We start from the raw sequence: 305 nt of genomic DNA on the forward strand, positions 1-305 counted from the left end.
GAGCGGTTGACCGTGCTGAAATCCCCCAGAAAATAGGCTGATCCGAAATCCGTGGGCACATAACGCTCGGCCACCAGCCGCAGACCGGCGGTCACATCGCTGCCCTCGTCCTCGTCGTCCTGAAAGCCAAGCGATGGGCCCAGCCGAAGGGTCGCGGGGGCATTGATGGGCAGGGCATAGGTCAGGCTGGCCGCGCCTGATCGGCCATCTTCGTATTTCGAGAAGTTCAGCCCATAGCTGAACTGTCCGCGCACCATTGTAGCAACAGCGGATTGAGTGCGTTCTCCGACATCAACCTGCAGGAA

At 60.3% G+C, this 305-nt stretch carries 1 pseudogene; it reads right to left on the bottom strand.

The features are described 5' to 3' along the window. Positions 1–257: pseudogene (locus CK944_RS22745) on the bottom strand (hypothetical protein); the annotation flags it as partial. Positions 258–305: the final 48 nt, after the last annotated feature.

The sequence above is a fragment of the Paracoccus sp. SY genome (assembly GCF_002901215.1).
Taxonomy (GTDB): domain Bacteria; phylum Pseudomonadota; class Alphaproteobacteria; order Rhodobacterales; family Rhodobacteraceae; genus Paracoccus; species Paracoccus acridae.